At 56.4% G+C, this 211-nt stretch carries 1 rRNA gene; it reads left to right on the top strand.

From position 1 onward, the window contains the following. Positions 1-126 precede the first annotated feature (126 nt). A 5S ribosomal RNA gene (rrf, locus tag OO52_RS54955) occupies positions 127-211 on the top strand; the annotation flags it as partial.

The following is a 211-nucleotide window of genomic DNA, read 5'->3' as shown; positions in this document are numbered from 1 at the left end:
TGACCGGTACTAATAGGCCGAGGGCTTGTCCTCAGTTGCTCGCGTCCACTGTGTTGGTTCTGAAACCACGAACAGCCCCACGTTTCACAGAGCGTGGTGTGGCATGGTTCGACAGTTTCATAGTGTTTCGGTGGTCATAGCGTGAGGGAAACGCCCGGTTACATTCCGAACCCGGAAGCTAAGCCTCACAGCGCCGATGGTACTGCAGGGG

This window comes from Streptomyces flaveolus (assembly GCF_000716535.1).
GTDB classification, from domain to species: domain Bacteria; phylum Actinomycetota; class Actinomycetes; order Streptomycetales; family Streptomycetaceae; genus Streptomyces; species Streptomyces flaveolus_A.
Note: the sequence above shows the minus strand (reverse complement) of the source record. Positions and strands in the feature narration are given on the sequence as shown.